This window comes from Streptomyces coacervatus, from assembly GCF_029223485.1.
Taxonomy (GTDB): Bacteria; Actinomycetota; Actinomycetes; order Streptomycetales; family Streptomycetaceae; genus Streptomyces; species Streptomyces coacervatus.
The window spans coordinates 312,193-337,410 of the sequence record NZ_JARHTP010000012.1 but is presented as its reverse complement, the minus strand read 5'-3'; the positions used below and the strand labels follow the sequence as shown (position 1 = coordinate 337,410).

Here is a 25,218-nt window from a genome sequence, read left to right as displayed (position 1 = left end):
AGTGCGGAGTACAAGATGACAACCCCCAACGAAAAGATCGTTGAAGCGCTACGGGCCTCGCTCAAGGAAACCGAGCGGTTGCGTCGGCAGAACCAACAGCTCACCGCGGCATCCCGGGAACCGATCGCGATCGTCGGCATGAGCTGTCGGTTCCCCGGCGGGGTCCGGTCGCCGGAGGACCTGTGGCGGCTGGTGGCCGACGGCCAGGACGCCGTCACCGGCTTCCCCACGGACCGCGGCTGGGACGTCGAGTCGCTGTACGACCCCGACCCCGAACACGCAGGCACCACCTACGCTCGCGAAGGCGGCTTCCTGCACGACGCCGCCCAGTTCGACCCGGACTTCTTCGGGATCTCGCCGCGCGAGGCACTGGCCATGGACCCGCAGCAGCGGCTCCTCCTCGAAACCTCCTGGGAGGTCTTCGAACGCGCCGGCATCGATCCCTCCGCCGCGCGGGGCAGCAGGACCGGGGTGTTCATCGGCGCGTCCTCCCAGGCCTACGGCACCGGCCAGTACGACCTTCCGGAGGGCGTCGAGGGCCACCTCCTCACCGGCACCGCGTCCAGCGTGGTCTCCGGCCGTATCGCCTACGCCTTCGGCCTGGAGGGACCGGCGGCCACCATCGACACCGCCTGCTCGTCGTCCTCCGTCGCCCTCCACCTCGCCGTGCAGGCACTGCGCCAGAACGAGTGCTCCCTGGCGCTCGCCGGCGGTGTGACCGTACTGGCCACCCCCGATGTGTTCGTGGAGTTCAGCCGGCAGCGTGGGCTGTCCGCCGACGGCCGCTGCAAGTCGTTCGCCGCGGCGGCGGACGGCACCGGCTGGTCCGAGGGCGTGGGCGTGCTGCTCGTCGAGCGACTGTCCGACGCCCGCCGCAACGGCCACCCCGTCCTCGCCGTGGTGCGGGGCAGCGCCGTCAACCAGGACGGCGCCAGCAACGGCCTGACCGCGCCCAACGGACCCGCACAGCAGCGCGTCATCCGCCAGGCACTGGAGAACGCTCGCCTGACGGCCGACCAGATCGACGCGGTCGAGGCGCACGGCACCGGAACCCGGCTGGGTGATCCGATCGAGGCGCAGGCGCTCATCGCCACCTACGGCCAGGAGCGTGCCGAGGACCGACCGCTCTGGCTGGGCTCGCTGAAGTCCAACATGGGACACACCCAGAACGCCGCGGGTGTCGCCGGAGTCATCAAAACGGTGATGGCGATACGTCACGGTGTGCTGCCGAGGACGCTGCATGTGGACGAGCCGACGCCGGACGTCGACTGGTCGGCGGGTACGGTGCGGCTGCTGACCGGGGCGCGTGAGTGGCCGGAGACGGGTCAGCCGCGCCGGGCCGCGGTCTCGGCCTTCGGTGTGAGCGGCACCAATGCGCACACGATCATCGAGCAGGCACCCACGGTCGATGACACACCGGTGACTGCGACGGCACTGCCGGTGGTGCCGTGGGTGCTGTCGGGTCGGACCGAGGGTGCTCTGCGGGGGCAGGCGCGGCGGTTGCTTGACCGTGTCGCCGGGGACTCCGGTTGCGAACCGGTCGATGTGGCGTATTCGTTGGCGACGACGCGGGCTGCTCTGGAGCGGCGTGCGGTGGTCGTCGCGGGTGGCCGCGACGGCCTGGTGGCCGGGCTGACCGCGTTGTCCGAAGGGGGCAGCACGACCGGACTCGTGCAGGGCACCCCTGTCGGCGGCAAGTCGGCGTTCTTGTTCACCGGTCAGGGCAGTCAGCGGCTGGGGATGGGCCGGGAACTCTACGACGCCTATCCCGTGTTCGCTCAGGCGCTGGATGAGGTCTTCGCGCGGTTCGAACTGCCGCTGCGGAACGTGGTGTTCGGCGATGAGCCGGGGGTCCTGGATCAGACGGCGTACACGCAGCCCGCGTTGTTCGCCGTCGAGGTGGCGCTGTTCCGTCTCCTCGAATCGTGGGGCGTGCGGCCGGACTTCGTCTCCGGTCATTCCATCGGTGAGATCGCGGCCGCGCACTGTGCGGGTGTGCTGTCGCTGGAGGACGCGTGCACGCTGGTGGCGGCGCGTGGCCGGCTGATGCAGGAGCTGCCGTCCGGTGGGGCGATGGTGGCGGTGCAGGCGACCGAGGACGAGGTCACCCCGTACCTGACCGACGCAGTGAGCATCGCCGCGGTCAACGGCCCGACCTCGGTGGTCATCGCCGGTGACGAGGACGTCGTGCTGGAGATCGCGGCGCGTTTCGAGGAGCAGGGCCGCAAGTCGAAGCGTCTGGCGGTCAGTCACGCGTTCCACTCCCCGCACATGGACGGGATGCTGGATGCCTTCCGGGAGGTCGTGGAGGGTCTGTCGTACGAGGCTCCGCGCATCCCGGTGGTCTCCAACCTCACCGGCGCTCTAGCGACCGCCGAGGAGATCACCAGCCCCGGCTTCTGGGTGCGTCATGCCCGCGAGGCGGTCCGCTTCCGCGACGGCATCCGCACCCTCGAAGCGCAGAACGTAACCACGTTCATCGAGCTGGGCCCGGACGGTGTGCTCTCGGCGATGGCGCAGGACTGCGTCACCGGCGACGGTGACCAGGCCTTCGTGCCGACCCTCCGGGCGAATCGTTCCGAGGCCGAGGCCCTGACCGCCGCCCTCGCGCATGCCCATGTCCGGGGTATCGCGGTGGACTGGCCGGTGTACTACGCCGAGACCGGCGCACGGCGCGTCGACCTGCCCACCTACGCCTTCCAGCAGCAGCGTTTCTGGCTGGAGGCGCCCGCGGGTTGGGTGGGTGATGTGGTGTCGGCGGGGCTGGAGGCGGCCGGGCATCCGTTGCTGGGTGCGGCGGTGCCGCTGGCCGACTCCGACGGGTTGTTGTTCACGGGTCGGTTGTCGTTGGAGACGCAGCCGTGGCTGGCGGATCACGCGGTGATGGGTGCGGTGCTGCTGCCGGGTACGGCGTTTGTGGAGCTGGCGATCCGGGCCGGTGACCAGGTCGGTTGTGACCGGCTGGAGGAGTTGACGCTGGAGGCGCCGCTGGTGCTGCCCGAGCGGGGTGGCGTACAGCTGCAGTTGGTGGTCGGCGCGCCGGACGACGACGGACGGCGGCCGCTAACCGTCGCCTCGCGACCGCAGGACGCCCGAACCGAGCAGGCGTGGACCCGGCATGCCACCGGTCTGCTGGCCGTCTCCGGCGCCCGGCGGTCCTCCGGCGACCTGTCCGCATGGCCACCGGCGGGCGCCGAACCGGTCGAGGTGGCCGGCCTGTACGAGGAGCTGGCCGAGACAGGCCTGCGCTACGGGCTGGCCTTCCAGGGGCTGCGGGCGGCATGGCGCCGCGGGGACGAGGTCTTCGCCGAGGTCGCCCTCCCCGAGGCGGCCGTGGACGGGGCGGGACGGTTCGGACTGCACCCCGCTCTGCTCGATGCCGCACTGCACGCGCTGGGGCTGGGCGTGCTGGACGACGCCGGTGGCGGGCGCCTGCCCTTCGCCTGGAGCGGGGTGTCGTTGCATGCCGGCGGTGCCTCGGCGTTGCGCGTGCACCTCGCGCCGACGGGTGGGGACGCTGTCCGGCTGGCGGTCGCGGACGCCGCGGGGGCACCCGTGGCGACCGTGGAGTCGCTCGTGCTGCGCGCTGTCTCCAAGGACCAGGTACAGGCCGCACGGGTCGCGTACCACGAGTCGGTCTTCCGAGTGGAGTGGGTGAACCTCCCGGCCGCCGCGGCGACCGAACCCGCCGCGGCGACCGAACCCGCCGCCGTGGCCGGTGTCCGCCGAGCCGTGCTCGGCAGCGGGACCTCGTTCCCGGCGGGCTTCCCGGACGCGACGAGCGGACTGCACGCGGACCTGGCGGCGCTGTCGGCCGCCGTGGACTCGGGTGCTCCGGTGCCGGACGAGGTGTTCGTTCACATCGGTGCGACGGGTGCCCTCTCCGGGGCCGCGGTGCGTGCCGCGGTGGTCGAGGCGCTGGAGTTGGCGCAGGCGTGGCTGGCCGACCCCCGGTTCGCGGGGGCGCGGCTGGTCGTGGTGACGCGTGGTGCGGTCGCGGCGGCCGAGCGGGACGCGGACGTCGAACCGGCCCTGGCTGCCGTATGGGGGTTGCTGCGCTCCGCAGTCTCGGAGAATCCGGACCGTTTCGTCCTCGTCGACTGCGACGGGGAGGAGGCGTCCTGGCGTGTCCTGCCCACCGCGTCGGCCGCGGACGAACCGCAGCTGGCGGTACGTGGCGGGGAACTTCTGGTGCCGCGGTTGGCCCGGGTCGCGGCAGGGGCCGCCGCGGAGCGTCCGACGGCGTACGACCCCGAGGGGACCGTGCTGCTGACGGGTGCTTCGGGGATGCTGGGCGGGTTGTTCGCCCGGCATCTGGCGACGGAGCACGGGGTCCGGCGCCTGCTGCTGGTCAGCCGACGCGGCGCCGAGGCACCCGGTGCGGACGAACTCACAGCCGAACTGGGCGCGCTCGGTGCGCATGTCACCTGGGCGGCCTGTGACATGGCCGACCGCGAGGCGCTCGCCGAGGTCGTCGCATCCGTCCCGGCCGACCATCCGCTGACCGCTGTCGTGCACACAGCCGGCGTGCTGGACGACGGTGTGTTCGCTTCCCAGTCGCCGGACCGTGTCGACCGTGTCTTCGGGCCCAAGGTCGACGGCGCCGTGCATCTGCACGAGCTGACACAGGAGTTGGACCTGTCGTCGTTCGTGCTGTTCTCGTCGTCCTCCGGTGTCTTCGGCGGCCCCGGACAGGCCAACTACGCCGCGGCCAACGCGTTTCTCGACGCGTTGGCCGCGCACCGGCGGGCCCAGGGGCTGCCGGCCAGTTCGCTGGCCTGGGGCCTGTGGGGCGAGTCCGGTGGCATGGCGAGCACACTGGACGAGACGGACATCCGCCGCCTGCGCCGCGCCGGTCTGCCTCCGCTGTCGGCCGCCGAGGGCCGTACGCTGTTCGACCTCGCCCAGGACACCGACGAGCCGGCTCTTGTCCTGATGCGAGTCGATGTGCCGGCCCTGCGCGGCCAGGCGGCGGGCGCCATGTCACCGTTGCTGCGGGGGCTGGTGCGTGCTCCGCGGCGCCGGGCGGCCGGCGCCGCCGGCTCCGCGGCGGGCGGCGCCTCGCACCTGCTCGACCGGCTGACCGGCCTGACGGCACCCGAGCAGGACCGGATCCTGCTGGATCTGGTACGGACCCAGGTCGCGAACGCGCTCGGGCACACCGGCCCCGCGGCGGTGGAACCCGCCCGCGCGTTCAAGGAGCTCGGGTTCGACTCGCTCACCGCCGTCGAACTGCGCAACCTCCTCGGCGATGCGACCGGTCTGCGGCTGCCCCCCACGCTCGTCTTCGACTATCCGACCTCGGCCGCGCTCGCGAAGCACCTGCACGGTGAGCTCCTCGGCCGGCAGGCCGAGACCGCCGTGGTGCCGGTGGCCGGTGCCGCGGCCGACGACCCCATCGCGATCGTGGCGATGAGCTGCCGTTTCCCCGGCGGGGTCCGCAACCCCGAGGACCTCTGGCAGCTGCTGGTGTCCGGCCGCGACGGCATCACAGGCTTCCCGACCGACCGGGGCTGGGACCTCGACGCCCTGTACAGCGACGACCCCGACCGTGAGGGCACCAGCTACACGCGCGAGGGCGGCTTCCTGCACGACGCCGCGTACTTCGACGCGGACTTCTTCGGGGTCTCGCCGCGCGAGGCGCTGGCGATGGACCCGCAGCAGCGGCTGCTGCTCGAAACCTCCTGGGAGGCGTTCGAGCGGGCCGGGATCGACCCGGCCACGCTGCGCGGCAGCAGGACCGGTGTCTTCGTCGGCTCCAACGAACAGGACTACCTGACCCTGTGGCTGCAGGACGCCGACGGCCTCGAAGGGCACCTGGGCACCGGCAACGCGGCCAGCGTCGCCTCCGGCCGCCTCTCCTATACGTTCGGCCTCGAGGGCCCCGCGATCACCGTCGACACCGCCTGCTCCTCCTCGCTGGTCACACTGCATCTGGCCGCGCAGGCACTGCGCAACGGTGAGTGCTCACTGGCCCTCGCCGGAGCCGTGACGCTCATGTCGACGCCGGGTGCCTTCACCGAGTTCAGCCGGCAGCGCGGCCTGGCCGCCGACGGCCGGATCAAGGCGTTCGCGGCCGCCGCCGACGGCACGAGCTGGTCCGAGGGCGTCGCCATGCTGCTGGTGGAACGCCTGTCGGACGCCCGCCGCAACGGCCACCCCGTGCTGGCCGTACTGCGTGGCAGCGCCGTCAACCAGGACGGTGCGAGCAACGGCCTGACCGCGCCCAACGGCCCCTCCCAGCAGCGCGTCATCCGGCAGGCCCTGGCGAGTGCCGGGCTGTCCGCCGCCGACGTCGACGCGGTGGAGGCGCACGGCACCGGTACGACGCTCGGCGACCCGATCGAGGCCCAGGCGCTGCTCGCCACCTACGGTCAGGACCGCCCCGTCGACCGCCCGCTGTGGCTGGGCTCGGTGAAGTCGAACATCGGCCACACCCAGGCCGTCGCGGGCGCCGCCGGTGTGATCAAGATGATCCTGGCGATGCGGCACGACCTGCTCCCGCAGACCTTGCACGTGGACGAGCCGACCCCGCACGTGGACTGGTCGTCGGGGGCGATGGAACTGCTCACCGAGCCCAGGGAATGGCCCCGGACGGGTCGGCCGCGCCGTGCGGGTGTCTCCTCGTTCGGATACAGCGGCACCAACGCACATGTCGTCCTCGAACAGGCGCCCACGGACGAGCCGGAGCGGCCGACCGGCCCTGCGGCACCGCCCGTGCTGCCCTACCTGCTGTCGGGCCGCTCCCATGACGTCCTCCGCGCCCAGGCCGACCGCCTGCTGTCCCACCTCGACACGCACACCGGGCCGCAGCCGCTCGACATCGCCGCTTCGCTGGCCACCGGACGCTCGGCCTTCGACGCGCGCGCGGTCGTCCTCGCGGAGGACCGCGACGGTCTGGTGGCCGGGCTGACCGCGCTGTCCGAAGCGAGCAGCACGACCGGACTCGTGCAGGGCACCCCTGCCGGCGGCAAGTCGGCGTTCTTGTTCACCGGGCAGGGCAGTCAGCGCCTCGGGATGGGCCGGGAGCTGTATGACGCCTATCCCGTGTTCGCTCAGGCGCTGGATGAGGTCTTCGCCAGGTTCGAACTGCCGCTGCGGGAGGCGGTGTTCGGCGACGAGCCGGGGATCCTGGACCAGACGGCGTACACCCAGCCTGGGTTGTTCGCGGTGGAGGTGGCGCTGTTCCGGCTGCTCGAATCGTGGGGCATCAGGCCGGACTTCGTCTCCGGCCACTCCATCGGTGAGATCGCGGCCGCGCACTGTGCGGGGGTGTTCTCGCTGGCCGACGCGTGCACGTTGGTCGCCGCGCGTGGTCGGCTGATGCAGGAGTTGCCGTCCGGTGGGGCGATGGTGGCGGTGCAGGCGACCGAGGACGAGGTCACCTCGTACCTGACGGACGCGGTGAGCGTCGCGGCCGTCAACGGTCCGGCCTCCGTCGTCATCGCCGGTGACGAGGACGCCGTACTGGAGATCGCGGCCCGCTTCGAGGGGCAGGGCCGTAAGACGAAGCGTCTGACGGTCAGTCACGCGTTCCACTCCCCGCACATGGACGGGATGCTGGAGGCGTTCCGCGAGGTTGCCGAGGGCCTGTCGTACGAGGCCCCGCGCATCCCGGTCGTCTCCAACCTCACCGGCGCGCTCGCGACCACCGAGGAGCTCACCGACCCCGGCTTCTGGGTCCGCCATGCCCGCGAGGCCGTCCGTTTCCACGACGGCATTCGGGCGCTCGAGGCCGAAGGCGTGACGACGTATGTCGAACTCGGGCCCGATGGTGTGCTGTCGGCGATGGGCCAGGAGTGCGTCACCGAAGACGACCAAGCGTTCGAAGCCGTGCTGCGCAAGGGGCGCGCCGAAGCGGAGGCGCTGGTCAGGGCGCTGGCGCAGATCCACATCCGGGGTGTCGCAGTGGACTGGCGGGCGTTCTTCGCCGGCACCGGTGCACGCAGCGTCGACCTGCCCACCTACGCGTTCCAGCGTCACCGCTTCTGGCCCGAGCACATGGGCACCGCTGCCCGGCCCGCCGCGGTGGGCGAAGCCGCCGGGGAAGCGCGGTTCTGGCAGGCCGTGGAGCGCCAGGACCCGGCCGGCGTCGCCGCCGAACTCGAGGTCGAGCAGGACACCTGGCTCGACAGCATGCTGCCCGTCCTGTCCTCCTGGCGTCGTCGGCGCGATGAGCGGTCGACGGTGGACGGCTGGTGCTACCGCACCGTGTGGAAGCCGCTGGCCGATGCCTCCGGGACACGGCTGTCCGGCCGATGGCTGGTGGTCGTGCCGGAGACGGGAGCCGCCGCGGACATCTACGGCGGACTGGCCGAACGCGGTGCAGACGTCCATGAGTTCGTGCTGACGCAGACCGACGCGGACGACCGTGCTGCACTGGCCGAACGGCTCGCCACTGCGGCGTCCGCGGTCACGGGCGTCCTCTCACTGCTGGACGGCCCCCAGGCGGTGACGTCGACCGCCGTACTGGTGCAGGCGCTGGGCGACGCCCAGGCCACGGCCCCGCTGTGGTGTGTCACCCGTGGCGCGATGTCGACCGCCGTCGGAGACCGGCCCAGGGACCCGGCGCAGGCGGCGGTCTGGGGTCTTGGCCGGGTGGCCGCCCTGGAACATCCGGAACGCTGGGGCGGGTTGATCGACCTGCCCGAGACGGTGGACGACCAAACCCTGTCCCGACTGGCCGGCACCTTGTCCCGTGCGACCGGCACCCTGTCCCGTGCGGCCGGCTCCGGCGCGGCCGACGAGGACCAGATCGCCATCCGCCCCTCCGGCCTGCTCGCCCGCAGGCTGGTCCGCGCCTCCGCGGCCGGTGCCCCGCCGGCACGGGCGTGGAAGCCCGAGGGCACGGTGTTGGTGACGGGTGGTACGGGTGCGTTGGGTGCGGAGGTGGCGCGGTGGCTTGTGGGTCGGGGTGCTGAGCATGTGCTGTTGACGAGTCGTCGTGGTTCCGGGGCGCCGGGGGCGGCGGAGTTGGCGGCGGAGCTCGGGTCGTTGGGTGCGCGGGTGACGGTGGCGGCGTGTGATGTGGCCGACCGTGTGGCGCTCGCCGAACTCCTTGCGTCGGTGCCGGTGGAGTTGCCGTTGTCGGCGGTGGTGCATACGGCCGGTGTGCTGGACGACGGGGTGCTGGACTCGCTGACTCCGGAGCGGTTCGAGGCGGTGCTGCGGGCGAAGGCTGTCTCCGCGGTGCATCTTCATGAACTCACCCGGGACATGGACCTGTCGGCCTTCGTGCTCTTCTCCTCCATGAGCGGCACGCTCGGCGCTCCCGGCCAGGCGAACTACGCCGCGGCCAACGCCCACCTCGACGCGCTCGCCGAGCAGCGGCGGGCCGACGGACTGCCCGCCACCTCGATCGCCTGGGGCGCCTGGGCGACCGGCATGGCGTCCGACGAGGCGCTGGCGAAGCGCATGGCGCTCGGCGGAGTCCCGCCCATGGCGAGCGACGCGGCGATCTCCGCGCTGCAGCGGATGCTGGACCAGGACGAGACCGTGGTGACCGTCGCGGACATCGACTGGCAGCGTTACGCCACCGGGTTCACCGCAGTGCGGCCCAGCCCCCTGCTGGCAGACCTGCCCGAGGCGCGGCCCGAACAGGCCGCGGCCCCGGCACCCGGTGCGGCCCCCCGGTCCTCGGCGGCCCAGCGGCTTGCCGGGCTCGCCGAGGCGGAACAGAAACAGCTCCTCCTCGACCTGGTCCTCACGCATGTCGCCCAGGTACTCGGCCACGCGGACGCCGCTGACGTCGACGCCGGGCGGGCGTTCAAGGAGCTCGGCTTCGATTCGCTGACAGCGGTCGAACTCCGCAACCGACTGGGCGCCGCGAGCGACCTGCGGCTCCCGACGACGCTGGTGTTCGACCACCCGACCCCGGCCGCGCTGGCCGATCACCTGTGGACCGAACTGGTCGGCACCCGGGCGGTGGCCCACGGCCCGGTGTCGCGAGCGGGGCAGACGGCGGACGACCCGATCGCGATCGTGGCGATGAGCTGCCGCTTCCCCGGCGGCGTACGGTCGCCGGAGGACTTGTGGCAGCTGCTCGCCTCCGGCGCGGACGCCGTCTCCGGTCTGCCTCTCGACCGCGGCTGGAACATCGAAAGCCTCTACAACCCGGACCCCGACGCACCCGGCACCTCGTATGCGCGTGAGGGCGGATTCCTCTACGACGCGGGCGACTTCGACCCGGGGTTCTTCGGGATCAGCCCGCGTGAGGCGCTCGCCATGGACCCGCAGCAGCGGCTGCTGCTGGAGACCACCTGGGAAGCCTTCGAACGGGCCGGAATCGACCCGGCGACCGTGCGCGGCAGCCAGGCCGGAGTCTTCGTGGGCACCAACGGCCAGGACTACCTCTCGCTCCTCCTGGAGGACCCCGAGGGGCTTGAGGGGCACCTGGGCACGGGCAACGCGGCGAGCGTGGTCTCCGGACGGCTCGCCTACGTCTTCGGTCTCGAAGGCCCGGCCGTGACAGTGGACACGGCCTGCTCGTCCTCGCTGGTCGCCCTGCACTGGGCGATCCAGGCGCTGCGCAGTGGCGAGTGCGAGCTGGCCCTGGCCGGCGGTGTGACCGTGATGTCGACACCGGGCACCTTCATCGACTTCAGCCGGCAGCGTGGGCTTGCTGCCGATGGCCGGGTGAAGGCGTTCGCGGCGGGTGCGGACGGCACCGGCTGGGGTGAGGGTGTGGGCATGCTCCTGGTGGAGCGGCTGTCCGACGCTCGGAAGAACGGCCATCCGGTGCTGGCGGTCGTGCGCGGCTCGGCGGTGAATCAGGATGGTGCGAGCAATGGTCTGACGGCGCCGAATGGTCCGTCGCAGCAGCGGGTGATCCGGCAGGCCTTGGCGTCGGCGGGTCTGTCGGCGTCGGACGTGGATGCGGTGGAGGCGCACGGCACCGGTACGAGCCTGGGTGACCCGATCGAGGCGCAGGCGCTGCTGGCCACCTACGGCCAGGAGCGCGGCGAGGACCGGCCGTTGTGGCTGGGTTCGATCAAGTCGAACATCGGTCACACGCAGGCGGCGGCCGGTGTCGCGGGCATCATCAAGATGGTGTTGGCGATGCGGCACGGTGTGCTGCCGCAGACCCTGCACGTGGACGAGCCGACCCCGCATGTGGAGTGGTCGGCGGGTGCGGTAGAGCTGCTGACCGAGGCCCGGTCGTGGCCGGAGACCGGCCGTCCCCGCCGGGCGGGTGTCTCCTCCTTCGGTTTCAGCGGCACCAACGCCCACACCATCATCGAGCAGGCGCCCGAAGGGGACATGGCCGAGGTCCCCGGGACGGGGTCGTACCCCGCCGCCACGGTCGTGCCGCTGCTCGTGTCGGCGATGGACGCCGACGCCCTGCCTGCGCAGGCCGACAGGCTGTGGTCGCATGTGACGGCGCGCCCCGAACAGGGTCTGGCGGACATCGGATACTCACTGGCCGTGGGCCGCTCGTCCTTCGCAGAGCGCGCGGTGGTCGTGGCATCGGAGCACGCCACTGCGGTGGCAGACCTTCAGGCTCTGGCCCTGGGCAGCCCGTCGCCTCGAGTCATCCGCGGCAGCACAGACAGCCGGGGCAAGTCGGCGTTCCTGTTCACCGGTCAGGGCAGCCAGCGTGCGGGCATGGGCCGGGAGTTGTACGACGCCTACCCCGTGTTCACCCGGGCACTGGATGAGATCTTCGCTCACTTCGAACTGCCGCTGCGTGAGGCGGTGTTCGGCGACGACGCCGAGCTGATCGACCAGACGGCGTACACGCAGCCCGCGTTGTTCGCGGTCGAGGTGGCGCTGTTCCGGCTCCTCGAATCGTGGGGCATCAGGCCGGACTTCGTGTCCGGTCACTCGATCGGTGAGATCGCGGCCGCGCACTGTGCCGGTGTGCTGTCCCTGGCCGACGCGTGCACGCTGGTCGCGGCGCGTGGTCGGCTGATGCAGGAACTGCCGCCCGGTGGCGCGATGGTGGCGGTGCAGGCCACCGAGGACGAGGTCATCCCGTACCTGACCGACGCCGTGAGCATCGCGGCCGTCAACGGCCCCACCTCCGTCGTGATCGCGGGCGACGAGAACGTCGTCCTGGAGATCGCGGCAAGCTTCGAGGAGCAGGGCCGCAAGACGAAGCGTCTGACGGTCAGTCACGCCTTCCACTCCCCGCACATGGACGGCATGCTGGCCGACTTCCGCAAGGTCGTGGAGGGCCTGTCGTACGAGGCCCCGCGCATCCCGCTGGTCTCCAACCTCACCGGCGCTCTCGCGACTGCCGACGAGCTCACCGACCCCGGCTTCTGGGTCCGCCACGCCCGCGAGGCGGTCCGGTTCCACGAGGGGATCGGCGTTCTCGAAGCGCACAATGTGACGACTTTCGTCGAACTCGGGCCCGACGGTGTGCTGTCGGCGATGGGGCAGGAGTGCGTCACCGGCGAGGACCGGATGTTCGTGCCTGTGCTGCGCAGGGGACGCGCCGAGCCGGAGACGCTGGTGACGGCGCTCGGACAGGCTCATGTGCGCGGTGTCGCGGTGGACTGGCAGGCGTTCTTCGCGGATGGTCGAGCCCGCAGTGTCGACCTGCCCACCTATGCGTTCCAGCACCGGCGTTACTGGCCGCGGACTGCCCTGCCGTCGGCGGACACAGGGTGGCGCTACCGGGCGGTGTGGCAGCCGCTGCGTGAGAGCGGTGCTCCCCGGCTGCCCGGGGAGTGGCTGACGGTGGTGCCGCGCGCCCAAGCCGCGGCAGATGTCATCGAGGGACTGACCCGGCACGGGGCCCGCCTCAGGCAACTGACCGTCCCCTTCGACGGCGCCGACCGGCACTCGCTGGCCACGCTGATCCAGGACGCCGTCGGCGACGCGCCGGAGCTCGAAGGCGTGCTGTGGCTGCCGGACGCCGGCACGGGCGCCGCTCCGTCCGCCTTGTTGATCCAGGCACTGGGCGACTCCGGTGTCACGGCACCCCTGTGGTGCCTCACCCGTGGCGCGGTCGCCACGGCCGCCTCCGAGCCGGTGCACGATGCCGTGCAGGCACAGATCTGGGGTCTGGGGCGGGTGGCCGCCCTGGAGCATCCGGAACGCTGGGGCGGACTGGTCGATCTGCCGCAGACGCCGGACGAGCGGGCACTGTCCCGACTGGCCGGCGTGCTGGCCGGCAGCGGCCACGAGGACCAGGTCGCGGTACGCTCCTCGGCCCTCTTCGGACGCCGGCTGCTGCGGGCACCGCAGGGCCCGGAGCACGAGGACGCCTGGGCCCCGCGCGGCACGGTGTTGGTGACGGGTGGTACGGGTGCGTTGGGTGCGGAGGTGGCGCGGTGGCTTGTGGGTCGGGGTGCTGAGCATGTGCTGTTGACGAGTCGTCGTGGTTCGGGGGCGCCGGGGGCGGCGGAGTTGGCGGCGGAGCTCGGGTCGTTGGGTGCCCGGGTGACGGTGGCGGCGTGTGATGTGGCCGACCGTGTGGCAATCGCCGAACTCCTTGCGTCGGTGCCGGTGGAGTTGCCGTTGTCGGCGGTGGTGCATACGGCCGGTGTGCTGGACGACGGGGTGCTGGACTCGCTGACTCCGGAGCGGTTCGAGGCGGTGCTGCGGGCGAAGGCCGTCTCCGCGGTGCATCTTCATGAACTCACCCGGGACATGGACCTGTCGGCCTTCGTGCTCTTCTCCTCGGTGAGTGGCGTATGGGGAACGGCGGGCCAGGCGAACTACGCCGCGGCCAATGCTCACCTCGACGCGCTTGCCGAGCAGCGGCGGGCCGACGGACTGCCCGCCACCTCGATCGCCTGGGGCCCATGGGCCGAAGGCGGTATGGCATCCGACGAGAACCTCGCGCAGCGGATGCGGGCCGGCGGCGTACCGCCGATGGCCACCTCGGCCGCGATCGACGCGCTGCAGCACGCACTGGACGCGCACGACACGGTGGTGGCCGTCGCGGACGTCGACTGGCAGCGGTTCGCACCCGGCTTCACCGCCGTGCGCCAAAGCCCCTTGCTGGCGGAACTCCCCGAAGCACGCGCGGCCCTGGCACCCGCCGAATCCGCCGCCGACTCCGGCACGGACAGGGCGCCCACGTCGGCCCTCGTACAGCGCATGTCCCGTCTCCCCGAGACAGAGCAGCGGCGCCTGCTGCTGGAGCTGGTACGTGAGACCGTCGCGGCCGTGCTCGGCCACGCCGGCCCTGAGACCGTCGGAGCCAACCGCGCGTTCAAGGAGCTCGGCTTCGATTCGCTGACGGCGGTCGAGCTCCGCAACCGCCTGGGGGCCGCGGGAGAGCTGCGGCTTCCCGCCACGCTGATCTACGACTACCCGACTCCGACGGCGCTGGCCGATCACCTGTGGACGGAGCTGCTCGGCACCCAGGCGGTGGCCGACGGCCCGGTGCCGCGGTCGGCGGAGGCGGCGGACGACCCGATCGCGATCGTCGGCATGAGCTGCCGCTTCCCCGGCGGCGTACGGTCACCGGAAGACCTCTGGCAACTCCTCGCCTCCGGGCGGGACGCGATCTCCGGCTTCCCCACCGACCGCGGCTGGGACATCGAGTCGTTGTACGACTCCGACTCCGAGCGCGAAGGCACCTCCTACGCGAGTGAGGGCGGATTCCTTTACGACGCAGCCGAGTTCGACCCGGCGTTCTTCGGGATCAGCCCGCGTGAAGCGCTGGCGATGGACCCGCAGCAGCGGTTGCTGCTGGAGACGTCCTGGGAAGCGTTCGAGCGCGCCGGGATCGATCCGTCGTCCGTACGCGGCAGCCAGGCGGGCGTCTTCATCGGGACCAACGGTCAGGACTACCTGTCCCTGGTCCTCAACTCGACCGAAGCCACGGACGGCTTCATGAGCACCGGCAACTCGGCCAGCGTCGTCTCCGGGCGTCTCGCCTACACCTTCGGTGTCGAAGGCCCCGCGATGACGGTGGACACGGCTTGCTCCTCGTCGCTGGTCGCCCTGCACCTGGCCGCCCAGGCGCTGCGCAGTGGTGAGTGCGAGCTGGCCCTGGCTGGCGGCGTGACCGTGATGTCGACACCCGGCGCGTTCATCGAGTTCAGCCGGCAGCGTGGTCTTGCTGCCGATGGCCGGGTGAAGGCGTTCGCGGCGGGTGCGGACGGCACCGGCTGGGGTGAGGGTGTGGGCATGCTGCTCGTGGAGCGGCTGTCGGACGCTCGGAAGAACGGCCATCCGGTGCTGGCGGTGGTCCGCGGCTCGGCGGTGAATCAGGATGGTGCGAGCAATGGTCTGACGGCGCCGAATGGTCCGTCGCAGCAGCGGGTGATCCGGCAGGCCTTGGCGTCGGCGGGTCTGTCGGCGTCGGACGTGGATGCGGTGGAGGCGCACGGTACGGGTACGACGCTGGGTGATCCGATCGAGGCCCAGGCGTTGCTGGCCACCTACGGTCAGGAGCGCGGCGAGGACCGGCCGTTGTGGCTGGGTTCGATCAAGTCGAACATCGGGCACACGCAGGCGGCGGCCGGTGTCGCGGGCATCATCAAGATGGTGATGGCGATGCGGCATGGTGTGCTGCCGCAGACTCTGCATGTCGATGAGCCGACCCCGCATGTCGATTGGGCGGCGGGCGCGGTCGAGCTGCTGACCGAGGCGCGGGAGTGGCCGGAGACGGGCCGTCCCCGGCGGGCCGCCATCTCCTCGTTCGGCGTGAGCGGCACCAACGCCCACACCGTGCTCGAGCAGCCACCGGCTGAAGATGTGGACCGGACGGAGACTCTTCCGTACCAGGCCGAACCGTTGAGCACCACATGGGTTCTCTCCGCCAAGTCCGACGGCGCGCTGCGGGCTCAGGCCGAACGCCTGTGGACGCGGATCGTCTCGGACGGCGATGTGAGGCCGGCAGATGTCGCCTACTCGCTCGCGACTTCGCGGGCCGCGCTGGAGCGACGGGCGGCGGTGGTCGGTGGTGACCGCGACGTCATGCTGGCCGGGCTGGCCGCACTGGCAACGGGGGAGCCGGGCCCGCAGGTGGTCCGGGGAACGGCTGGTGAGGGCCGTACGGCGTTCCTGTTCACCGGTCAGGGCAGCCAGCGGCTGGGGATGGGCCGGGAGTTGTACGACGCCTACCCCGTGTTCGCCCAGGCACTGGATGAGATCTTCGCTCACTTCGAACTGCCGCTGCGTGAGGCGGTGTTCGGCGACGAGCCGGGGATCCTGGACCAGACGGGCTATACGCAGCCCGCGTTGTTCGCGGTGGAGGTGGCGCTGTTCCGGCTGCTCGAATCGTGGGGCATCAGGCCGGACTTCGTCTCCGGCCACTCCATCGGTGAGATCGCGGCCGCCCACTGTGCGGGTGTGCTCTCACTTGCGGACGCCTGCACGCTGGTCGCCGCGCGCGGCCGGCTGATGCAGGAACTGCCGTCCGGTGGCGCGATGGTGGCGGTGCAGGCGACCGAGGACGAGGTCACCCCGTACCTGACGGACGCGGTGAGCATCGCGGCCGCCAATGGCCCGACGTCCGTGGTCATTGCCGGTGACGAGGACGCCGTATTGCAGATCGCGGCCCGCTTCGAGGAGCAGGGCCGCAAGACGAAGCGTCTGACGGTCAGTCACGCCTTCCACTCCCCGCACATGGACGGCATGCTGGCCGACTTCCGCAAGGTCGTGGAGGGTCTGTCGTACGAGGCCCCGCGCATCCCGGTGGTCTCCAACCTCACCGGCGCGCTCGCGACCGCCGAGGAGCTCACCGACCCCGGCTTCTGGGTCCGTCACGCCCGCGAGGCGGTCCGTTTCCACGACGGCATCCGCACCCTCGAAGCGCACAACGTCACCACGTTCATCGAGCTCGGCCCGGACGGTGTGCTGTCGGCGATGGCGCAGGACTGCGTCACCGGCGAGGACCACGCCTTCGTACCGGTGCTCCGCGCGGGCCGTCCGGAGCCCGAAACCCTCTCCACGGCTCTCGCGCACGCCCACGTCCGGGGTATCGCGGTGGACTGGCCGGTGTACTACGCCGGGACCGGTGCCCGCCGCGTCGACCTGCCCACGTACGCCTTCCAGCGTCGGCACTACTGGGTCGACGTCGTCACCGGCTCCGACGACGTGACGTCCGTCGGGATCGGCTCGTCGGACCATCCGTTGCTGGGTGCCGCCGTGGAGCTGCCCGATTCCGACGGTTGCCTGTTCACGGGGCGGCTGTCGTTGCAGACACATCCCTGGCTGGCCGATCACACGGTCATGGGGCAGGTGGTGCTGCCCGCGTCGGCGTTCGTGGAGCTGGCGATCCACGCCGGCGAGCGGGTCGGCTGCCCGGTGCCGGTCGAGCTGGACGTGCACATGCCGCTGGTGTTGCCGGAGCACGGTGGCGTCCAACTGCGGGTGCGGGTCGGCGAGTCCGGACCTGTCGACGGCACAGGGGACCGGTCGGACCGCCGCACCCTGACGGTGTACTCGCGGCCCGAGCGGGCGACTTCCGGTGCCGGGGACGACATTCGGCCGGACGCCCCGTGGACCCGCAACGCGAGCGCCACGCTCACTGCTGCGCCGGATGCCGGACACATCCTCCCTGATACGGCCGACCTGGCGGTCTGGCCGCCGGCCGGTGCCGAGGCGGTGCCGGTCGACACGCTGTACGAGGCGTCGGCTGCCGCAGGCGTCGTGCACGGCGCGTCCTTCCGGACGCTGGAGCAGGTGTGGGTGCGCGACGGTGTGGTCTTCGCCGAGGTGAGACTCGCTCCGGTACACGAGGAGGGCGACCAGAGGGAAGGCGAACAGCGGGCCGGCGCCGAGCAGTTCGCCCTGCCTCCCGCGCTGCTCGACGCGGCGCTCCTGGCGGCTCAGCGGTGTGCTCCCGGCGGTGCCGGAGCGGGTGATCTGCCCCTCGCCTGGCGGGAGGTGGTACTGCACGCCCCGGCGCCCTCCGCGCTGCGGGTGCGGATCGGTTCCCTGGGCGACGGTTCCGTGGCGCTCACCGCGACGGATTCCACCGGTGCCCCGGTGGTGACGGCACAGTCCGTGGCCCTGCGCCCCCTCACCGCCGAGCAGGTGGCCGCCACCGCCGCGGCGATCGGAGACAGCGGTGCCCACCATGACTCGCTGTTCCGCCTCCAGTGGCTGCGCACGCCCGTCGCATCCGCCGCCGCATCCGAGAGCGGCGGCTACGTCGTCATCGGCGCACTGGACGACGCAGGGGTGACGGCGTCGCTCCTGACGGCGGGCATCCGGGCCGAGGTCTTCGACGACGTGTCGACGCTGGAGGCGGCCGTCGGCGCGGGCCGTGCGGTTCCGGACGTGATCCTGCTGCCCTGCGTATCCGGACCGCGCGACGCTCACGGCGAGCACGATGACGGCCACCACGGCGACACGTCCCGCCTGGCCGCGCAGGTCGGTGCTTCCGTCACCCAGGTGCTCGGCGCCCTGCAGTCCTGGCTGGCCGGTGACCGGTTCGCCGGCACCCGGCTGGCGGTCCTCACCGCCGGTGCGGTCGCCACCGGCCCGGGAGAGGACGTCGCGGACCTGGCGCACGCGGCGGTATGGGGCCTGGTGCGGTCCGCGCAGTCGGAGAACCCCGACCGGATCGTCCTGCTCGACACCGACCGGACCGATGCCTCCTACGGCGCGCTTGCGGGGGCCGTGATGTCCGGGGAGCCGGAACTCGTCCTGCGGTCCGGTTCCGCGTACGTGCCGCGCCTTGCCCGTACGGCGCGGGTCGTCGAGCGGCCGGCTCCGGCGTTCGATCCCCAGGGGACCGTCCTGATCACCGGGGCCACCGGTGGGCTGGGGCGGCTGCTCGCACGGCACCTGGCGGCGGAGCACGGTGCCCGCCGGCTGCTGCTGGTCAGCCGGAGCGGACCCGCCGCGGAGGGCATGGCCGAACTCCGGGAGGAACTCGGCCGGTCGGGGACGGAGGTCACGGTGGCGGCCTGCGACGTGGCCGACCGTGCGGCGCTCGCCGAACTCCTCGCGACGGTGCCGGCGCAGCATCCGCTGACGGCCGTCGTGCACACCGCGGCCGTACTGGACGACGGTGTCGTCGACAAGCTCACGCCCGAGCGGGTCGCCCGGGTGCTGCGGGCGAAGGTCGACGCGGCCCTCAATCTGCACGACCTGACCCAGGACCTGGATCTGTCGGCATTCGTACTGTTCTCGGCGGCAGCCGGCACGCTCGGCGCTGCCGGGCAGGCCAACTACGCGGCGGCCAACGTCTTCCTCGACGCGCTGGCCGCGCACCGCCGCGCCCGCGGACTGACCGCTCTGTCCCTGGTGTGGGGCATGTGGGCCGAGGAACGCGGCATGGCGGGCAGGCTGGCCGCCGCCGACCGCTCCCGCGCGGCGCTCGGAGGCGTACTGCCGCTGCAGGAGGACCAGGGACTCGCCCTGTTCGACGCCGCCTGCCGGGCGAGCACCGCATCCGGCGAGGCCGTCCTGGTGCCGCTCAGGCTCGACTTCGGCACCCTGCGCGCCGCCGCGGCGAGCGGCGACCTCCTGCCGATGTTCCGAGGCCTGGTGCGCACCACGGTCCGCCGCCGCTCCGGCGACGGCCACACCGGCACCGGCGCCGGAGGCGCCGCCGAGGGACTGGCGCAGCGGCTGGCCCGGCTGTCGGCGGCCGAGCGGGAACAGACAGTGCTCGATCTGGTACGCGGGCAGGTGGCCGCCGTCCTGGGGCACACCTCGCACGATGAGGTGGGCGCCGGACAGGCCTTCCGCGAACTGGGCTTCGACTCCCTCACCGCGGTCGAACTGCGCAACCGGCTCAACACGGCGACGGGGCTGCGCCTGCAGGCCACGCTCGTCTACGACTACCCGACCCCGGCGGCACTCGCTCAGCACCTGCTCGGGCAGGTCGCGCCCGAGGTGGCCGAGCCGGAGGTGTCCGTGCTGGACGAGCTGAACCGGCTGGAGAACGCGTTCTCCTCGCTGGCGACCGACGACCTGGCGGCACTGACGGGGGACGACGCGGCACACGCCCGGGTCGCGGTACGCCTGCAGTCGCTTCTGGCGCAGTGGAACGACGCACGCCGTGCCCAGGGCGGCGGTGAGACCACGGCGGTCCTCGAAGACGCCAGCGACGACGAGCTGTTCGACTTCATCGACAAGCGTTTCGGCGCGAGTTGAAGCCATGAGCCGGCCACCGCATCGCACCCACCCCTGCCACGATCTCGACGACCATCCGAATAGGTGAAGCGCCCATGGCGAACGAAGCAAAGCTCCGCGAATACCTCAAAAAAGTCACGACGGATCTCGACGAGGCGTACGGGCGGCTGCGGGACATCGAGGACCGGGCCCGGGAGCCCATCGCCATTGTGGGGATGAGTTGTCGTTTCCCGGGTGATGTGCGGTCGCCGGAGGATCTGTGGCGGTTGCTGGTTTCGGGTGGGGATGCGTTGTCGGGGTTCCCGGTGGACCGGGGTTGGGATGTGGCGGGGTTGTACGACCCTGATCCGGATGCGCAGGGGACGTCGTATACGCGGGAGGGTGGTTTCCTGCGGGAGGCGACGCGTTTTGATCCGGGGTTCTTCGGGATCAGTCCGCGTGAGGCGTTGGCGATGGATCCGCAGCAGCGGTTGCTGTTGGAGACGTCGTGGGAGGCGTTCGAGCGGGCGGGGATCGACCCGGTGACGCTGCGGGGCAGCCAGTCCGGTGTCTTCGTCGGTGTCAACGGCTCCGACTACCTGTCCGCCCTGCTGGAAGCCGACGATGACTTCGCCGGCCACCTGGGCACCGGCAACGCCGCCAGTGTGATCTCCGGACGTATCTCCTACACGTTCGGGCTGGAGGGTCCGGCGGTGACGGTGGACACCGCGTGCTCGGCCTCGCTCGTCGCCCTCCACCTGGCGGTGCAGGCGCTGCGCAACGGCGAGTGCGATCTCGCGCTCGCCGGCGGCGCCCATGTGATGGCCACGCCCGGTCTGTTCGTGGAGTTCAGCCGGCAGCGCGGGCTGTCCGCGGACGGCCGCTGCAAGGCATTCTCCGCCGACGCCGACGGCTTCGGTCCGGCTGAGGGCGTGGGCATCCTGCTGGTCGAGCGGCTGTCGGACGCCCGGAAGAACGGCCACCCGGTGCTGGCGGTGGTCCGTGGCAGTGCCGTGAACCAGGACGGTGCGAGCAATGGTCTGACGGCGCCGAACGGTCCGTCGCAGCAGCGGGTGATCCGGCAGGCACTGGCCAACGCCCGGCTGTCGGGGGCCGATGTCGACGTCGTGGAGGCGCACGGCACCGGTACGAGCCTGGGTGATCCGATCGAGGCGCAGGCGCTGCTGGCCACCTATGGCCAGGATCGCCCTGCGGACCGGCCGCTCCTGCTGGGCTCCATCAAGTCGAACATCGGCCACACGCAGGCCGCCGCGGGTGTGGCGGGTGTGATGAAGATGGTGCTGGCGATGCGGCACGGTGTGCTCCCGCAGAGCCTGCACATCGACGAGCCCACCCCGCATGTCGACTGGTCCACCGGAGCCGTCGAGCTGCTCACCGGGCCCACCGAGTGGCCGCAGACCGGTCACGCGCGGCGGGCAGGTGTGTCCGCGTTCGGTTTCAGTGGGACGAATGCGCATGTGGTGGTGGAGCAGGCGCCGGTGGAGGAGGGGCTGGAGCCGGAGTCGGGGTCGGGGCACGTGCCGGTGGGTGTGCCGGGGTCGGGTCTGGTGGTTGGTGGGTGTGTGCCGTGGGTGCTGTCGGGTGGGAGTGCGGCGGCGTTGCGGGAGCAGGCGGGGCGGTTGCTGGGGTGGGTGGACGCGCATGGGGGTGTGCGTGCGGTGGATGTGGGTGTGTCGCTGGCGGTGGGGCGTGCGGGTCTGGAGCATCGTGCGGTGGTGGTGGGTGGTGAGGCTTCGGGGTTGTGTGCGGGGCTTGGTGCGGTGGCGGCGGGTTCGGTGGCGCCGGGTGTGGTGCAGGGGGTGAGTGCGGGGGGTAAGACGGTGTTCGTCTTCCCGGGTCAGGGCTCGCAGTGGGCGGGCATGGCCGCGCAGCTGCTGGACGCTTCGCCCGTGTTTGCTGCCCGGATCGGTGAGTGCGCGGCGGCGCTGGAGTCGTTGACGGACTGGTCGTTGGTGGATGTGCTGCGGCAGGTGGAGGGTGCGCCGTCGTTGGAGCGGGTGGATGTGGTCCAGCCCGTGCTGTTTGCGGTGATGGTCTCGCTGGCCGAGGTGTGGCGGGCGGCGGGTGTGGAGCCGGCCGCGGTGCTGGGTCATTCCCAGGGGGAGATTGCCGCGGCCTGCGTGGCGGGCGTGTTGAGTCTGGGGGATGCGGCGCGGGTGGTGGTGTTGCGGAGTCAGGCGATCGGCCGGGTGCTGGCCGGGCTGGGCGGCATGGTCTCGCTTGCGCTGCCGGTGGCGGCGGTGCGGGAGAGGATTGCGGTCTGGGGTGAGGAGCGGATTTCGGTGGCGGCGGTGAACGGGCCGTCGTCGGTGGTGGTCTCCGGTGAGCCGCAGGCCCTGGACGAGTTGCTGGCCGCCTGTGAGAGCGACGGGGTGCGGGCGCGGCGGGTGCCGGTGGATTACGCCTCGCACTCCGCCCAAGTGGATTTGCTGCGTGAGGAGTTGCTGCAGCTCCTGGACGGCATCGAGCCGCGGCCTGCACGGGTGCCGTTCCTGTCGACGGTGACCGGCCGGTGGGTGCAGGGTGCGGAGCTTTCGGCCGGGTACTGGTTTGAGAATCTGCGGCGCACGGTCGAACTCGACGGTGCGGTGCGCACGCTGCTGGTGCAGGGTTTTGGTGCGTTCATCGAGTGCAGTGCGCATCCGGTGCTGGCGATGGGGGTGCAGGAGAGCGTCGAGGACGCCGGCCGGCAGGCCGCTGTCGTGGGCACGCTGCGCCGTGACGACGGGGGAGCGGACCGTTTCCTGGCCTCGCTGGGTGAGGCGTTCGTGCACGGGGTGTCGGTGGACTGGAAGGCGGTGTTCGCCGGAACGGGTGCCCGCCGGGTCGACCTGCCCACCTACGCCTTCCAACACCAGAACTACTGGCCCGAGCCCGCTGCCCGCGCGGCACTGCCCGCATCGCCGACGGACCGTACGGATGCCTTGTTCTGGGAGGCGGTGGAGCGGGAGGACTGGGAGACGCTGGTTGCGGAGCTGGCGGTCGACGGGGATCAGCGGCTGAGCGAGGTGCTGCCTGCGCTGTCGTCCTGGCGGCGGCAGAGCCGTGAGACGTCGACCCTTGACGGGTGGCGGTACCGGGTCAACTGGAAGCCGCTGTCGGGCAGTTCGACGGCGCCACGGATCTCCGGAACCTGGTTGCTGCTGACGTCCCCGGACAGCCAGGGTTCGCTGGCGACCGGCATGGCCCAGGCCCTCACCGAACGAGGCGCCGGCGTACAGCAGTTGGTGGTCAAGTCCGCCGACCGGGAAACCCTGGCCGCCCTGCTCCGTGAGGAGCTCGGCGAGGGGGAGCCGGTCAGCGGGGTGCTGTCGCTGCTCGCCCTGGACGCCGGGCAGCCGCTGCACAGCTCCCTCGCCCTGGTGCAGGCCCTCGGTGATGCGCAGGTCACGGCACCGCTGTGGTGCGCCACCCGCGGCGCGGTCTCCGTCAGCCCCTCCGAGCGGCTGGAGAACCCGGAGCAGGCGCTGGTCTGGGGCCTGGGCCGGGTGGCATCGATGGAGCACGGTGAGCGGTGGGGCGGTCTGCTCGACCTGCCGTCCGCGGCCGGGGAGGAGGCCGACGAGCGGGCGCTGAGCCGGCTCGCGGACGCGCTCGCGGCGGGCGGTGACGAGGATCAGCTCGCGCTGCGGTCCACGGGCGTGTTCGTACGGCGTCTGGTGCGGGCTCCGCTGGATCGCACCCCGGTGGTGCGTGACTGGCGGCCCGGTGGGACGGTGCTGGTCACCGGCGGTACCGGCGCGCTGGGCGCGCATGTGGCCCGGTGGCTGGCCGGCAACGGTGCCGGGCACCTGCTGCTGACCAGCCGCAGCGGCCCCGACGCCCCCGGCGCGGGCGCACTGCTCGAGGAACTCACCGCGCTGGGTGCCGAGGTGACGGTCGCGGCCTGCGACGTCGCCGACCGCACCGCCCTTGCCGGACTGCTGGCTGCGATACCGCAGGAGCGGCCGCTGACGGCGGTGGTGCACACTGCGGCCGTCCTGGACGACGGTGTCATCGAGGCGCTGACACCCGATCAGCTGGACCGGGTCCTGCGGGTCAAGGTCGAGGCGACCCGGCATCTGCACGAACTCACCAGGGACCTGGACCTGTCGGCGTTCGTGCTGTTCTCCTCCTTCGCCGCCACCTTCGGCGCCCCCGGCCAGGGCAACCAGGCACCGGGCAACGCCTTCCTGGAGGCGCTGGCCGAGCAGCGGCGGGCAGAGGGACTGACGGCCACCACGCTTGCCTGGGGACCGTGGGGCGATGGCAGTGCGGTCGCCGGGCCGGTGGGTGACCGTATGCGCCGGCACGGCATCCTGGAGATGGCGCCCGAACTCGCCGTCACGGCCCTGGGCCACGCCCTCGACCGGGACGAGACGGCACTGACCGTCATCGACATGGAGTGGAAGCGCTTCGCGCTGGCCTTCAACGCGGACCGGTCGCGTCCCCTGCTGGACGACCTGCCGGAGGCCCGGGAAGTCATCGAGAACGCACAATCCGAGCACACGGACGACCCCGCGGGCACGGTTCCGCTCACCAAGCAGCTCGCGGGCCTGTCGGCCACCGAGCAGGAGCGCCTCCTGCTGGATCTGGTACGCGGTGCCGTCGCCGCCGTACTGGGACATGCGGGCATCGACGCGGTGGAGGCCAACCGGGCCTTCAAGGAACTCGGCTTCGACTCGCTCACCGCCGTGGAACTCCGCAACCGGCTCGGCGCCGCCACCGGGCTGAAGCTCCCGCCCACCCTGATCTTCGACCACCCGACGCCGTCCGCGGTGGCCGGATACCTGCGCGGCGAGGTGGTGCCGGAGGCGGACGGTGGTGCACCGGTGCTGGAGGAGCTCGACCGGCTGGAGTCGCTGCTCGCCGGCACCAGCCCGGACAACGTGACCAGGGCCCGCATCACCATGCGCCTGCAGGCGCTGCTGGGGAAGTGGAACGACACCGACGCGCCGGCAGCCGAGACCCCGTCCGCGGGCGGCGGTGGCATCGATGACGTGTCACAGCTTGAGGGGGCGAGCGACGAGGAACTCATCGCCTTTATCAATGAGGGCCTCGGCAGGGCGTAACTCACCTTTTCACGAAGTATGGCCCGTGAGCATTGACGTATTTCCCCGGTGTCCGTCAGGCTTCTCGGTCGAGGACCGCGGTGAAATCGATCCCGAGGTTCTTTCCCCCTGCTCACCCCCGGTCATGCAGGGGTGGGTAGGGGGCGGTCAGGGGTTGTCGGGGGCATTT

The 25,218-nt window shown here is 71.8% G+C and carries 2 protein-coding genes; both read left to right on the top strand.

The annotated features are described in order from the left end of the window. The first annotated feature begins 15 nt into the window (after window positions 1-15). Window positions 16-20,019: a type I polyketide synthase gene (locus P2Q00_RS29070; RefSeq protein WP_275776015.1), complete on the top strand. Its 20,004-nt coding sequence runs from the start codon at window positions 16-18 to the stop codon at window positions 20,017-20,019. A gap of 74 nt (window positions 20,020-20,093) precedes the next feature. After that, window positions 20,094-25,049: a type I polyketide synthase gene (locus P2Q00_RS29065; RefSeq protein ID WP_275776013.1), complete on the top strand. Its 4,956-nt coding sequence runs from the start codon at window positions 20,094-20,096 to the stop codon at window positions 25,047-25,049. The last annotated feature ends 169 nt before the right edge of the window (window positions 25,050-25,218 follow it).

Coding starts and splice junctions, on each gene's coding strand:
- P2Q00_RS29065 (WP_275776013.1), top strand. CDS start 20,094: ATGGCGAACGAAGCAAAGCTCCGCGAATACCTCAAAAAAGTCACGACG.
- P2Q00_RS29070 (WP_275776015.1), top strand. CDS start 16: ATGACAACCCCCAACGAAAAGATCGTTGAAGCGCTACGGGCCTCGCTC.